This window comes from Pseudomonas sp. RIT-PI-AD, assembly GCF_025642785.1.
Lineage (GTDB): Bacteria > Pseudomonadota > Gammaproteobacteria > Pseudomonadales > Pseudomonadaceae > Pseudomonas_T.
The window spans coordinates 15,246-29,161 of sequence record NZ_JANZKU010000018.1 but is presented as its reverse complement, the minus strand read 5'-3'; the positions used below and the strand labels follow the sequence as shown (position 1 = coordinate 29,161).

The window sequence follows — 13,916 nt, the reverse complement described above, 5'->3', positions numbered from 1 at the left end:
CATCTTCTCCCCCTTAAATATGAATAAATCCCTCGCGTTGCTGACCGCCTTCCTCTTTCTCGGCGGCTGTCAGAACCTGTCCACGACGCCTTCGGAAGGCACCCCGCCGACCGCAGAAGTCAGCCCGGCCCCGGCCGCACCGAAACCGCAGGTATATGGCTCGTTCAGCCGCGAGACCCTGTACGAGCTGCTCGCCGCCGAACTCGCGGGGCAGCGCAACCGCTTCGACATCGCCCTCGACAACTACCTCAGGCAGGCCCACGAGACCCAGGACCCGGCGGTGGCCGAGCGGGCCTTCCGCATCGCCGAGTACCTCGGCGCCGACGATGCGGCCCTGGAGACCGCGCTGATCTGGGCGAAGACCGACGCCGGCAACCTCGACGCCCAGCGCGCCGCCGCAGTGCAGCTCGCCCGCGCCGGTCGCTACGACGAGTCCATGCAATACATGGAAAAAGCCCTGCAGGGCCAGGGCGCCACCCATTTCGACTTCCTCGCCCTGTCCGCCGCCGAGACCGATCCCGACACCCGTGCCGGGCTGCTGCAGGGGTTCGACCGTCTGCTGAAGAAGTACCCCGACAACAGCCAGTTGCTGTTCGGCAAAGCCGTGCTGCTGCAACAGGATGGCCGCGCCGAGGAAGCCCTGGACCTGCTGGAAAGCCAGCCGGCCGGAAGCAAGGACGTCGCCCCGCTGCTGCTGCGCACTCGCCTGCTGCAAGGCCTGGGGCGCACCCGGGAAGCCTTGCCCTTGCTGCAGAAGGGCATCAAGCAGCACCCGGACGACAAACGCCTGCGCCTCACCTACGCGCGCCTGCTGATCGAAGAGAATCGCCTGGACGAAGCCAAGTCGGAGTTTTCCGGCCTGGTGCAGCAGTTCCCCGACGACGACGACCTGCGCTTCTCGCTCGCCCTCGTCTGCCTCGAAGGCGAGGCCTGGGACGAGGCGGAAGTCTATCTGCAACAGTTGGTGGAGCGCGGCAGCCACCTCGACGCCGCCCACTACAACCTCGGCCGCGCCTACGAGGAACAGCACGACAACGAAAGCGCACTGATCGAGTACGGCCTGGTCGGCGCGGGCAACGACTACCTGCCGGCGCAGATGCGCATCACCGAGCTGCTGCTCGCCGCCAATCGCGCCGACGAAGCCCGCGGTCGCCTGGCCAAGGCCCGCGACAGCCAGCCGGATTACGCCATCCAGCTGTACCTGATCGAGGCCGAAAGCTTCGCCAACCAACAACGCAACGACCGCGCCTGGGACGTCCTGCAACAGGCGCTGAAGCAGTATCCCGACGATCTCAACCTGCTGTACACCCGCGCCATGCTGGCGGAAAAACGCGGCGACCTGGCACAGATGGAAAAGGACCTGCGCTTCGTCCTGCAACGCGAGCCGGACAACGCCATGGCGCTCAACGCCCTCGGCTACACCCTGGCCGACCGCACCACCCGCTACGCCGAAGCCAAGGCCCTGGTGGAGCAGGCGTACCGGCTGAAACCGGACGATCCGGCGATCCTCGACAGCCTGGGCTGGGTGAATTACCGCATGGGCAACTTCGCCGAGGCGGAACGCCTGCTGCGCATCGCCCTCGAACGCTTTCCCGACCACGAGGTGGCCGCCCACCTCGGCGAAGCTCTCTGGGCCCAGGGCAAGCAACGCGATGCCCGCGACGTGTGGGCCGAGGCCCTGGAAAAACAACCCGACAGCAGCGCCTTGCGCAGCACGATCAAACGCCTGACCGGTTCCGAGAAACCCTGATCCATGCATTCGTTCAAGACCCTACGCAGTTTCGCCGTTGTCCTTTCCCTCGCCGTGCTGGCCGGTTGCGCCGGCTTCGGCAGCCACGAAGCCCTGGAGGGCCAGGGCGATCCCGTGCACTGGAAAGCGCACAAAGCGCAGGTCGGCCGCATCGACGGCTGGCAGATCAACGGCAAGGTGGGCATTCGCGCCCCGCGAGACTCCGGTAGCGGCACGCTGTTCTGGCTGCAGCGCCAGGAGTACTACGACATCCGCCTGTCCGGTCCCCTTGGCCGCGGCGCGGCGCGTCTGACTGGCCGCCCAGGCGAGGTGTCCCTGGAGGTCGCCAACCAGGGTCGCTACCAGGCCGCCTCGCCCGAAGCGCTGCTGGAGGAACAGCTCGGCTGGCGCCTGCCGGTTTCCCACCTGCAATGGTGGGTGCGCGGCCTGCCCGCGCCGGATAGCAAGAGTCGCCTGACCCTCGATGCGGACAGCCATCTGGCGCGCTTGGAACAGGATGGCTGGCAGGTCGAGTACCTCGCCTACACCGAGCAGGACGGCTACAGCCTGCCGGAGCGCATCAAGCTGCACGGCCATGAGCTGGACGTCACCCTGGTGATCAAGGAATGGCAGCCGCGCCAGCTCGGCCAATGAGCGCCACGCCCTCCCCGCTGGCCGCTGCGCAACTGATCCTGCCGGCGCCAGCGAAACTCAACCTGATGCTGCACATCCTCGGTCGCCGCGCCGACGGTTATCACGAATTGCAGACCCTGTTCCAGTTCCTCGACTACGGCGACGAACTGGGCTTTTCGCCCCGCGCGGATGGCGAAATCCGCCTGCACGGCGGTCTGCCCGGTGTGCCCGACGAGGCCAACCTGATCGTTCGCGCGGCGCGTGCCTTGCAGACCGATGCGAACTGCACGCAGGGCGCAGACATCTGGCTGGACAAGCGGCTGCCCATGGGCGGCGGCATCGGCGGCGGCAGCTCGGACGCCGCCACCACGCTGCTCGGCCTGACCCGCCTGTGGAAGCTGGAGCACGATGAAAATCGCCTGGCGACGCTGGGCTTGCGCCTCGGCGCGGATGTCCCGGTGTTCATCCGCGGACGGGCCGCCTTCGCCGAGGGCGTGGGCGAGAAACTGCTCCCGGTGCAGCTCGACGAGCCCTGGTTTCTCGTGGTCGCGCCGCAAGTGTCTGTCAGTACAGCGGAAATTTTCCAGGACCCGGAGTTGACACGGGACACGCCCGCCATTACAGTGCGCACCGTTCTCGAGCGAGGCGGTCGTAACGACTGCCAGCTGGTAGTCGAGAAGCGTTACCCTGAAGTTCGTAACGCTTTGATCTTGCTAAACAAATTTGTTTCGGCTAGATTAACCGGCACTGGAGGTTGCGTGTTTGGGAGCTTCCCAAACCGAGGCGAAGCTGATAAAGTCGCCGCCCAACTTCCAGCCTACCTGCCAAGTTTCGTGGCTAAAGGCAGCAACGTTTCGATGTTGCAGCGGAAGCTGAAGAGCTTGTCCTGAGAACGAATGCCAGGCATTCGATTGCAACACCACAGGGGCGTCGCCAAGCGGTAAGGCAGCAGGTTTTGATCCTGCCATGCGTTGGTTCGAATCCAGCCGCCCCTGCCATACACTACGAAGCTGTTCAAGACCGTCGTATACACGGCGATTTTGAACAGCTTTTTAATTCATCGGGTCCACCCTCAGCCGGCAGGTACTGCGCGTGTCCAAGATGATGGTCTTCACGGGGAATGCTAACCCCGATCTGGCGCGTCGCGTCGTACGTCAGCTGCACATCCCACTCGGCGATGCCTCGGTCGGAAAATTCTCCGACGGCGAGATCAGCGCCGAGATCAACGAAAACGTCCGCGGTAAAGACGTCTTCCTGATCCAGCCGACCTGTGCGCCGACCAACGACAACCTGATGGAACTGGTGGTGATGGCCGATGCCTTCCGCCGCTCCTCGGCATCGCGCATCACCGCCGTGATCCCCTACTTCGGCTACGCCCGCCAGGACCGCCGTCCGCGCTCCGCCCGCGTGGCGATCAGCGCCAAAGTGGTCGCCGACATGCTCACCGTGGTCGGGATCAACCGCGTGCTCACGGTCGACCTACACGCCGACCAGATCCAGGGCTTCTTCGACATCCCGGTGGACAACATCTACGGCTCCCCGGTCCTGGTCGACGACATCGAAGACCAGCGTTTCGAGAACCTGATGATCGTGTCCCCGGACATCGGCGGCGTGGTACGCGCCCGTGCGGTCGCCAAGTCCCTCGGGGTCGATCTGGCGATCATCGACAAACGCCGGCCCAAGGCCAACCAGTCCGAAGTGATGCACATCATCGGCGACGTCGAAGGCCGCACCTGCGTGCTGGTCGACGACATGGTCGACACCGCCGGCACCCTCGGGCACGCCGCCAAGGCGCTGAAGGAACACGGCGCCGCCAAGGTCATCGCCTACTGCACCCACCCGGTGCTGTCCGGCCGGGCCATCGAAAACATCGAAAGCTCCGTGCTGGACGAACTGGTGGTGACCAACACCATCCCGTTGTCCGCCGCGGCGCAGGCCTGTGCGCGTATCCGCCAACTGGATATCGCCCCGGTCGTGGCTGAAGCGGTGCGCCGCATCAGCAATGAGGAATCGATCAGCGCCATGTTCCGCTGAGGCCAACGCCTCGGGAAATGACGCCGAACGTCAAGTGCCCCGCCCCGTGCGGGGCTTTTTGCCCAACCGCCCGGGCGCTGGTCGCAAGCGCTACGGGCGTTTTGGTTATTTTGGAGAAACGAAATGTCGAATGAATTTGCCCTGAATGCCCAAGTGCGTTCCGACCTGGGGAAAGGTGCGAGCCGCCGCCTGCGTCGTAACGCCAGCCTGGTGCCGGCGGTGATCTACGGTGGCGACAAAGCCCCGCAGTCCATCAGCCTGCTCGCCAAGGAAGTCGCCAAGCTGCTGGAAAACGAAGCCGCTTTCAGCCACGTCCTCAACCTGAGCGTCGATGGCGCCAGCGAAACCGTGCTGATCAAGGCGCTGCAACGCCACCCGGCCAAAGGCTTCGTCCTGCATGCCGACTTCCAGCGCGTCGTCGCCGGCCAGAAGCTGCAAGCCCACGTTCCGCTGCATTTCATCAACGAAGCCACCTCGGTCGGCGTCAAGAAAGGCGGCGGCGAAGTCTCCCACACCATTTCCGAAGTCGAAGTGACGTGCCTGCCGAAGGACCTGCCGGAATTCATCGAAGTGGACCTGGCCAACCTCGAACTGGGTCAGAGCATCCACCTGTCCGACCTGAAACTGCCGAAAGGCGTCGAACTGGTCGCATTGGCCCACGGCAGCGACCTGCCGGTAGCCAACATCCACCAGCCGCGCGTCCAGCCTGAAGAAAGCGAAGGCGAAGGCGCTGCCGAGTAACACTCGCCTCGCCTAAAAGGAAGGGCCCCTGTCGTGACTGCCGTACAACTGATCGTTGGCCTGGGTAACCCGGGCCCGGAATACGACCAGACCCGGCATAACGCGGGGGCCCTTTTCGTTGAGCGCCTGGCGGCCAGCCAGGGCGCGAACCTGAGCGTCGACCGCAAGTACTTCGGCCTGGTCGGGAAGTTCTCCCACCAGGGCAAGGACGTGCGCCTGCTGATCCCCACCACCTACATGAATCGCAGCGGCCAGGCCGTCGCGGCGCTGGCGAGTTTTTTCCGCATCGCCCCCGACGCCATCCTGGTGGCCCACGACGAACTGGACATGCCGCCTGGCGTCGCCAAGCTGAAACAGGGTGGCGGGCACGGCGGGCACAACGGGTTGCGCGACATCATCGCCCAGCTCGGCAATCAGAACGGCTTCCACCGCCTGCGCCTGGGTATCGGCCATCCGGGCCACAGCAGCCAGGTCACCGGCTACGTGCTGGGCCGCGCGCCGCGCAGCGAGCAGGACCTGCTCGATACCAGCATCGACTTCGCCCTGGCGGTATTGCCGGAGATGCTCGCCGGCGACTGGACCAAAGCAATGCAGAAGTTGCACAGCCAGAAGGCCTGAACGCCCTTCTCCACCGACATCATCTCCGCGAGGGAAACACCATGGGATTCAACTGCGGCATCGTCGGCCTGCCCAACGTCGGCAAGTCCACCTTGTTCAACGCCCTCACCAAATCCGGCATCGCGGCGGAGAACTTCCCGTTCTGCACCATCGAACCCAACAGCGGCATCGTGCCCATGCCCGACCCGCGCCTGGATGCCCTCTCGGAGATCGTCAAGCCGCAGCGAGTGGTGCCCACCACCATGGAGTTCGTCGACATCGCCGGCCTGGTGGAAGGCGCGTCCAAGGGCGAAGGCCTGGGTAACAAGTTCCTCGCCAACATCCGCGAGACTGACGCCATCGCCCACGTGGTGCGCTGCTTCCAGGACGACAACGTGATCCACGTGGCCAACTCCGTGGATCCCAAGCGGGACATCGAGATCATCGAGCTGGAATTGATCTTCGCCGACCTCGACAGCGTCGAGAAGCAATTGCAGAAAGTCACCCGCAACGCCAAGGGCGGCGACAAGGACGCAGTCGCCCAGAAAGCCCTGCTGGAAAAATTGATCCCGCACTTCAGCGAAGGCAAGCCGGCGCGCACCCTGATGAAGAGCCTCGGCGACGAGGAGAAACAACTGGTCCGCGGCTTCCACCTGCTGACCAGCAAGCCGGTGATGTACATCGCCAACGTCGCCGAGGACGGTTTCGAGAACAATCCGCTGCTGGACACCGTGCGCGCCATCGCCGACGCCGAGGGCGCCCTCGTGGTACCGGTGTGCAACAAGATCGAGGCGGAAATCGCCGAGCTGGAAGACGGTGAGGAAAAGGACATGTTCCTCGAATCCCTGGGCCTGGAAGAGCCTGGCCTGAACCGGGTGATCCGCGCCGGTTACGAGTTGCTCAACCTGCAGACCTACTTCACCGCCGGGGTCAAGGAAGTCCGCGCCTGGACGGTACGGATCGGCGCCACCGCGCCCCAGGCCGCCGCCGTGATCCACACCGACTTCGAGAAAGGCTTCATCCGCGCCGAAGTGGTCGCCTACGACGACTTCATCCAGTACAAGGGCGAAAACGGCGCCAAGGAAGCCGGCAAGTGGCGCCTGGAAGGCAAGGACTACATCGTCAAGGATGGCGACGTGATGCACTTCCGCTTCAACGTCTGATCCACGGCTCGATCCCGTGCTGAGGCCGCCGGCTTCAGTACGCGAGCTGGTCCAAGGCGAACGCCGGTCCGCCGTCATGGCGATACCCGGCCTGCCCCGAGCGCTCCCGCTGTCCTGAGCGGGCCTGGGTACGGTAGCCCAGCGGGCTGGTGCCCAGTTGCCGCTGGAAGCTGCGGCGCATGCGTTCCTCATGACCGAAACCGACGGTCTCGGCGATGCGCTTGATCGGCTCCCGGGTCGTCTCCAGTAAACGGCAGGCCGCCTCCAGGCGCAGAGTCTCCACGGTTTGCGCCGGCGTCCCGCCGGTCGCGGCGACATAGGCGCGGGCGAAATGGCGTGGGCTCATGCCGAGCCGCTCCGCCAGGCGCTCCACCCGCAGGTCGGCATCGAGGTTCTCGGCGATCCAGGCGTGCAGGCGCACCAGGCGCAGGTCACGATCGGTGCGCAGGGCATCGCTCTGGGCCTTGAGCGCCGCGCTGAGCTGGGGCTGTTTCGCCGAACGTTGCAGGAACACCGTGAAGTAGCGCGCCAGTGCCAGCGCGGCATGAGGGCCGAGGTCCTCCTCTAGCAACGCCAGCCCCAGGTCGATGCCGGCCGCCGCGCCGCCACAGGTCCAGAGGCCGTCGTCGTGTAGGAACAGCGCGTACCGTTCCACCTGCAGCCCGGGGTACTCCCGCTGCAACGCCTCGGCGAACTTCCAGTGGGTCACCACCCGCCGCCCTTCCAGCAGGCCGGCTTCGGCCAGGGCGAAGGCCCCCGAGCCCACCGAACACAAGCGACGAGCGCTGGGGCCCCTGCGTTGCAGCCAGGCGATGGCGCGCCGGTCCGTCAATACACACGATATCCCCGGGCCACCGCTGACGATCAGGGTGTCAGGCCCGGTCTCGTGCTCCACGTCCTCGAACGCGCGGGTGCACACCGAAATCCCCGAAACGGTCTCGATCTCGCCGCCCCCGGGTGAAACCAGCACGACCCGGTAGGGCGGCGAGCCGGCCCATTCCCCGCCCAGCACCCGGGGCACGGCGGCGAACACTTCCAGGGGGCCCGCGGCGTTCAGCAGCAACGAGCCGGGAAACACCAGGACCCACACGCAGCGTGGGCCCTCGGCGGCAGGAAACGAGGGGTGTTCGACATAGTGGCGCACGGGCGACGTCGACATACTGAGGCCAATTCGTGATTCGAGAGCCTCGATGATGCCCACAAAGCCCACCCTGACCAAGCGCCTTCGGCACGCGGCGACCGCGTTGCTCTGCGCGCTGTTCCTCGCCGGCCAGGCCAAGAGCGCGCCATCGCCGCTGGATAACCGCTCGCCGGATGCCCTGGCGAACGCGGTCCTGCGGGTGGGCGACCAGAGCGGCCTGACCCAGGCGTTGCTGGCGGCGGCCGGCGAGGAGCGTGACCTGCCCTACCGGCTCGCCTGGCATCCCTTCCCGACCGGACCCGCGTTGCTGGAGGCGCTCAACGCCAGCGCCATCGACCTGGGCGTGGTGGGCAACGCGCCGCCGGTGTTCGCCCAGGCGGGCGGGTTCGATGTGCGCATCGTGGCGGCGGCCGAAGGGGCGCAGAACAACAATGCCTTGTTGGTCCCGGCCGACTCGCCCATCCGCGCGTCCGGCGAATTGAAGGGCCAGCGCATCGCCGTGGCCAAGGGCTCCAGTGCGCATTACCTGTTGCTCGCCGCCCTAGCCGAAGCGGGGTTGCGGCCCACCGACGTCGAGGTGGCCTACGTCAGCCCGGTGGATGCGCAGAACGCCTTCGCCAGCGGGCGGCTGGACGCCTGGACGGTCTGGCATCCCTTCGTGGGCCAGGCCACCTCGCGGGGCGCCAGGATTCTGCTGGACGGGAGCCACTGGCCGGAAACCGGCCTCAACTTCACCCTGGCCAGCCTGGCCGCCCTCGGGGACCCACGCCAGGCCGAGCTGATCGGCGACTTCATTGGCCGCCTGGCCCGCGCCCAGGCCTGGGCTACCGCCAACCCCGGCCCCTGGGCCGAGCGCCTGGCGCAAGCCACTCGCCTGCCGCTGCCGTTGGTGCAGGGCATGCTCGAACGCCAGCACCTGCGCTTCGTGCCCCTCGACGGGCGTATCGCCGCGCTGCAGCAGCGGCTGGCCGATGCCTTCGCCCAGGCGCGCCTGATTCCTCGTCCGCTACGCGTCACCGACGTCTTCGACGAGCGCTACAACGCCCTGTTGCCCGCCACGCCCTGACGCCCACTCGCCCATCCGTCATGCCGGTCCTCGGCAGGACGGCGTTCACCCTGGAGAAAGCATGCCCACACTCGATTCCATCACCCTGAGGCGCCGCGCCACCGGCCTGATCGCGGTCGACGCCGAGCGCTCGGCCGGCGGCTACACCCTGTTCGCGCCGCAAACCGCCGGCGGCAAGGTGTTCCTCATCGACCTCCACGGCGAGGAGGTGCACCGCTGGACCCTGCCTCAGCGCCCCGGCCGCGACGCGGTGCTGCTGGCCAACGGCAACCTCGGCTACAACGGCAATCACCCGGACTCGCCCGAGCTGTTCCCTGGCTGGTCGGTGTGGCACGGCGGGGCTTTTTCCGAGGTGACGCCGTCGGGAGAGGTGGTCTGGCAGCACACCGACCTCGCCCATCACCACGATGCGCAGTGGCTCGCCAACGGCAACCTGCTCTACACCACCGTCGCGCCGCTTCCCGCGGCTATCGCCCGGCGCGTGCGCGGCGGCATCCCCGGCAGCGAGGCACCCGGCGGCGTGATCTACGCCGATGTGGTCAAGGAAGTGGATCGGGCCGGCAAGGCGCTGTGGGAGTGGCGCAGCTGGGAACACCTGGCGCCGGAGGACTACCCCCTGCACGACGGCTTCGAGCGCGCCCATTGGCCGATGGCCAACGCGGTGACGCCAGCGCGCGAGGGCAAGGTGATCCTCAGCCTGCGCAGCGTGTCCTCGGTGATCGCCGTGGCGCGTGCCAGTGGCCGCGTGCTGTGGCGCCTGGGCCACGACCTGGTGGCCCAGCAGCACTGCCCGAGCGAACTGGAGAACGGCCGCGTGCTGGTCTTCGACAACGGCATCTCACGGCCGCACGTGTCGATGCCGTATTCGCGGGTGCTCGAAATAGATCCCATCGCCCAGCGCATCGAGTGGCAGTACGCGGACACCCCGGGCTATGCCTTCTTCACGCCGTTCATGGGCGGCGCGCAGCGCCTGCACAACGGCAATACGCTGATCACCGAGGCCAACTTCGGCCGCTTGTTCGAGGTGACCCGCACCGGGGAGGTGGTCTGGGAATACGTCAACCCCCACTTCGCGGCCTACCCCGACGCCGCGTCGCGCGCTTACCTGCCGGGTGAGAACAACGCCCTATTCCGCGCGCATCGCTACCAGGCGGAGGAGATTCCTTGGCTGCGAGATTGAGTCGGCGACACCAGCAGGCAGGGCGGGAGATGAACATCGGCGGCAACGGGGGGCGTGGATCGGATGGAACCCCGGCAGGCCTGGAAACGCCCGGCGCTCACGGGTGCCGGACCCGGTGGGTGCTTCACGCCTCGATGACCCGTCGCGCGGGGCTCGCGCCGCTTCACTTGCGTCGGACATCGCGGAACGCGCCACGCCCAATGGGATTGGTGATGCCGGGCGAAAACGCGGCTCGACGCACCTGGACGGCGTGTCTCACAGCAACGATGTTCGCCTCGCCTGGCACCGCTCAGGGCGTTCGTGCAGGGCCAGGATCGAGTCGGAGCGCTGCCGGTCCCCGCACGCCAACGTGGCGGGCAGCAGCGACCGAGCCGGGGGCGGCGCTTTGCAGCGCTCGACAGGCATTCCGCGGAATGCCCCGCCGTCACTGCGCAGGCACCCCTTGGCTGAGCCACTCCAGGGTATGGCGCAAGGACGCCGCCAGCATGGGGCCGTGCCCCAGGCCTGGGAAGGTCTCGTAGCGGGCCTCCAGCCCGTCGAGCTGGCGCAGGCTTTCCAGCAGCCGCTTCGCCGCGGCGTCACGGACGACACCGGGCTCGGCGGCCGCGGTCGGGCTCGCGGGCTCGAGGTCGCCGCGCATGAGCAGTAGCTGCGGCCGGCTTCCGCGCAGTCGCAGCTCCATGCCGGGGCGATCGGCAGCGATGGCGCCGTTGCCCCACCACAGCGACGGACTGGCGGCGGCATAGACCTGGAAGGTCTCTGGCCGGGTCATCAAGGCATGCAGCACCAGCAGGCCCCCGTAGGAATGGCCCCACAGCAGTTGCCGGCTCGACTCCCGCTTCAGCCGTTGGTCGATCAGTGGCCTTAGTCGCTGGGTCAGGAAATCGAGGAAGGCATCCGCGCCGCCACTGGGCGCCGCCGTCAGCGGGTCGCGTTGCTCCGCGGCGCCGCCGATCCTCGGCGTGTAGTCGAAGGTGCGCGCGCTGCGCTCGATGCGCAGCGGCGTGGCGTAGCCCACCGCGACCAGTACCGGCGGCGCGGGCCGCTGCGCCAGGCGATTCAACAGGTCGGTGTCCAGGGCGCTCATCGCCGCGTTGCCGTCCAACAGGTAGGCGACCGGCGTGGCGGCGTCCAAGGAAGCGGGTTGCCCGATCCAGACCCGGTAATGCCGCGCGCCGTCCGCGGAGTCCATCTCCAGCGTGCCGAACCGATAAGCGCTGGCTTCGCGCAGCACCGGCGCGTCCATGGGCTGGTCCGCCACCGGCCTGGCGACGGCCGGCGCGCCCTGCGCGAGCAGGGCCAGGCTCAGGAGAATGCCGAGGGCTCGCGGCATCAGAAGGACGCCGTGAGGCTGGTGTAGAGCGTGCGCCCGGACTGGTTGTAGGTCGCCGCGCCCGCACCTTCGATGTTGTTCACCCCTTGGGCGTTGCCCTCTCGCCACAGGCGCTTGTCGAACAGGTTATCCACGCCGGCGGTCAGGCTGAGGTTCTTGTTCAGGGAGTAGGTTCCGCTCATCCCGGCGATGGCATAGGGGGACAGCTGGTTGTTGGACGAGCCGGTGACGCGGTTGCCGTGGTAGTCGTATTTCTTCGGCGTCTGCTTGCCGTACCAGGCCACGTTCAGTTGCAGCGACAGGTCGTCGCGGGCCTGCCAGTCGAGCATCGAATTCAGGGTGTACTTCGGCGTGACCGAGAGCACGTCGCCGGTTTCCTTGTTCTTCGATTGCAGCATGTAGGTGAAGTTGTTGGTCCAGCTCAGCCGCTCGGCCAGGGGCAACGCGAGGTTGCCTTCGAGCCCTTCCACCAGGGCCTTGGGCACGTTCTCCCATTGGAAGATGCTGGCATTGGCGGTGCTGCCGGTGCCGCCGCTGGCTCGACCCACCGGGCTCAGGCCGGACTCGACCTTGTTCTTGTAGTCGTTGCGGAAGTAGGTGAGGCCGGCCACCAGGCCGCCGTCGCGGTACTCCAGCCCCAGCTCCTTGTTGACGCTGGTCTCGGCGTCCAGGTCGGCATTGCCCTGCAGGTAGCAACTGCTGGTTTGCCCGTAGCAGCCCTGGCCGTTGCTATACAGCAGGTAGTTGGGGTTCAGTTGGTAGAGGTTGGGCGCCTTGTAGGCGCGGGCGATGCCCGCCTTGAGGGTGAGCGTCTCGCTGAGCACCTGCGACAGGTTCAGCGACGGGCTCCAGTTGTCGCCGACGACGTCGTGGTGATCCAGGCGCAGGCCCGGGGTCAGTCGTGTCCCGGGACGCAGCTCGATGTTGTCCTCGGCGAACAGCGAAGCGATGCGCGCCGACGCGGTGCTGCTGCGATCGCTGCTGGGCAACCCGGCCACGCTGCCGCCGGCAGTGGTGGTCTGCACGTTGGAACTGGGGTCGTCGAGGCGCTGCTCGACCCATTCGCCGCCCAGGGTCAGGACCTGTTCGAGGCCGGTGTGCAGCGGCAGGTTGACCTCGCCATGGGCGGTCAGGTCGCGCAGTACGCTGGTGTTGAAGTCGGTGCTGGAGAAGATTCCCTCGGTGCCGCCCGCCAGGCCTTCGTTCACCCGGCTGTTGCGGGTTTTCTCGTATTGCAGGTAGGCCAGCGAGGTGCCGAAATCCCAGTCGCCGCGATGGGTCAGGGCGTAGGTCTCGCGATACAGGATATTGGTCTCGTGGCCCAGCAGGCTTTTCACGTTGGCGTTGCTGTTGGTGTTCTGCGTATCGCCGGTGTAGATGTTGCCCTGGCGGCTGTAGCCGGCTTCCAGGTCCAGGGTCTGCTCGGGCGACAGCGCCCAGCGCAGCAAGCCGTTGACGTTCTTGTTGCGTACCCCCTCGCGCCCCGCGGGCAGCGTGCCGACCTGGTTGCCGGTGCGCATGGATTCGTGGCCGCTGTTGATGTCGGCGTCGTCCGCCTCGCTCTTGGCGACGTTGCCGTAGACCCGGTAACTCAGGGCGTCGGTCAGCGGGCCGTTGAGGCCGAAGTTCATCCGCTCGGTCTCGCCTTCCTCGCTGTGCTGAGCGAACGAATGGTAGAGCGTGGCCGAGCCATGGGTTTCCGGGCTGGGTTGCTTGGTGATGATGTTCACCACGCCACCGGCCGCGCCGTTGCCGTAACGCGCGGCGGCCGGCCCGCGAATGACTTCGATGCGCTCCACCTGGTCCGCCGGCACCCAGTTGCTGTCGCCACGGCTGTCGCGCTCGCCGCGCCAGCCATAGCGCACCGAGTTACGGCTGGCGACGGGTTTGCCGTCGACCAGGATCAGGGTGTTCTCCGGCCCCATGCCGCGTATGTCGATCTGCCGGTTGTTGCCCCGCTGGCCGCTGCTGGAGTTGCCGGTCAGATTGACCCCGGGCATGGTGCGGATGATTTCCGACAGATCGTTGGCCGGCGGACGTTTCTTGATGTCCTCGGCGCTGATGATGGAAACGCCCGGCGCCTGCTTGATCTCTTCCTCGGCGGTCCCGAGCACCGTCTGCGATTCCAGTTCGATGGAAGCGGGCGTCGCGATCTCCGCGGCGGAACTGCCGATTGGCAACAGGCTGCAGATGCTCAGGGCGAGCAGGGAAAAAGGCGGCAAGCGATGCATGATGCGATCTCCGAAACGTGAGCCACCGGTGGCGGTAGGCCAGCAAAGAGCGCATATGATAATTAGAT

At 66.7% G+C, this 13,916-nt stretch carries 12 protein-coding genes and 1 tRNA gene; 10 read left to right on the top strand and 3 right to left on the bottom strand.

All coding sequences use genetic code 11. From position 1 onward, the window contains the following. Positions 1-19: 19 nt before the first annotated feature. The 8 genes from OGL92_RS15640 to ychF all read left to right on the top strand — a co-directional run bounded on the left by OGL92_RS15640 (position 20) and on the right by ychF (position 6,897). A complete protein-coding gene (locus OGL92_RS15640; protein WP_263145101.1) occupies positions 20-1,750 on the top strand; it encodes a tetratricopeptide repeat protein in 1,731 nt (576 codons plus the stop codon). 3 nt (positions 1,751-1,753) lie between these two features. Beyond that, positions 1,754-2,383 (top strand): lipoprotein insertase outer membrane protein LolB, encoded by a 630-nt coding sequence (gene lolB / locus OGL92_RS15635; protein WP_263145098.1) that lies wholly within the window; start codon positions 1,754-1,756, stop codon positions 2,381-2,383. Next, positions 2,380-3,252 carry a 4-(cytidine 5'-diphospho)-2-C-methyl-D-erythritol kinase gene (gene ispE, locus OGL92_RS15630; protein ID WP_263145096.1) on the top strand — a complete coding sequence of 291 codons (873 nt, stop codon included), beginning with the start codon at positions 2,380-2,382 and terminating at the stop codon, positions 3,250-3,252. Before lolB ends, ispE begins: the two co-directional genes overlap by 4 nt. A gap of 33 nt (positions 3,253-3,285) precedes the next feature. After that, positions 3,286-3,360, top strand: a tRNA-Gln gene (locus OGL92_RS15625). A 94-nt stretch (positions 3,361-3,454) separates the two neighbouring features. Continuing rightward, complete coding sequence (locus OGL92_RS15620) at positions 3,455-4,396, top strand: ribose-phosphate pyrophosphokinase (protein ID WP_263145092.1); 942 nt, start codon at positions 3,455-3,457, stop codon at positions 4,394-4,396. Positions 4,397-4,519: 123 nt separating this feature from the next. Beyond that, positions 4,520-5,137 carry a 50S ribosomal protein L25/general stress protein Ctc gene (locus tag OGL92_RS15615; RefSeq protein ID WP_263145089.1) on the top strand — a complete coding sequence of 206 codons (618 nt, stop codon included), beginning with the start codon at positions 4,520-4,522 and terminating at the stop codon, positions 5,135-5,137. A 33-nt stretch (positions 5,138-5,170) separates the two neighbouring features. After that, entirely contained in the window at positions 5,171-5,755 is a 585-nt protein-coding gene (pth, locus tag OGL92_RS15610; RefSeq protein WP_263145087.1) for an aminoacyl-tRNA hydrolase, read from the top strand. 41 nt (positions 5,756-5,796) lie between these two features. Continuing rightward, entirely contained in the window at positions 5,797-6,897 is a 1,101-nt protein-coding gene (gene ychF, locus OGL92_RS15605; RefSeq protein ID WP_263145085.1) for a redox-regulated ATPase YchF, read from the top strand. Between the two features lie 34 nt (positions 6,898-6,931). Here ychF and OGL92_RS15600 read toward each other — a convergent pair whose 3' ends face one another. Beyond that, on the bottom strand, positions 6,932-8,056 hold the full coding sequence (locus OGL92_RS15600) for a helix-turn-helix domain-containing protein (protein WP_263145082.1): 1,125 nt from the start codon (positions 8,054-8,056) through the stop codon (positions 6,932-6,934). A 34-nt stretch (positions 8,057-8,090) separates the two neighbouring features. Between OGL92_RS15600 and OGL92_RS15595 the strand changes: the two genes are divergently transcribed. Together OGL92_RS15595 and OGL92_RS15590 are read left to right on the top strand one after the other, a co-directional pair. Further along, entirely contained in the window at positions 8,091-9,104 is a 1,014-nt protein-coding gene (locus tag OGL92_RS15595) for an aliphatic sulfonate ABC transporter substrate-binding protein (RefSeq protein ID WP_263145079.1), read from the top strand. A gap of 61 nt (positions 9,105-9,165) precedes the next feature. After that, positions 9,166-10,284, top strand: coding sequence for an aryl-sulfate sulfotransferase (locus OGL92_RS15590; protein ID WP_263145077.1), 1,119 nt, complete (start codon positions 9,166-9,168; stop codon positions 10,282-10,284). Between the two features lie 424 nt (positions 10,285-10,708). Here the strand turns inward: OGL92_RS15590 and OGL92_RS15585 are convergent, their stop codons facing one another. Together OGL92_RS15585 and OGL92_RS15580 are read right to left on the bottom strand one after the other, a co-directional pair. After that, positions 10,709-11,617, bottom strand: a complete 909-nt coding sequence (locus tag OGL92_RS15585) for an alpha/beta hydrolase-fold protein (protein WP_263145075.1) — start codon at positions 11,615-11,617, stop codon at positions 10,709-10,711. Continuing rightward, positions 11,617-13,848, bottom strand: a complete 2,232-nt coding sequence (locus OGL92_RS15580; protein WP_263145072.1) for a TonB-dependent siderophore receptor — start codon at positions 13,846-13,848, stop codon at positions 11,617-11,619. The genes OGL92_RS15585 and OGL92_RS15580 overlap by 1 nt, the downstream gene beginning before the upstream one ends. Between the last annotated feature and the right edge of the window lie 68 nt (positions 13,849-13,916).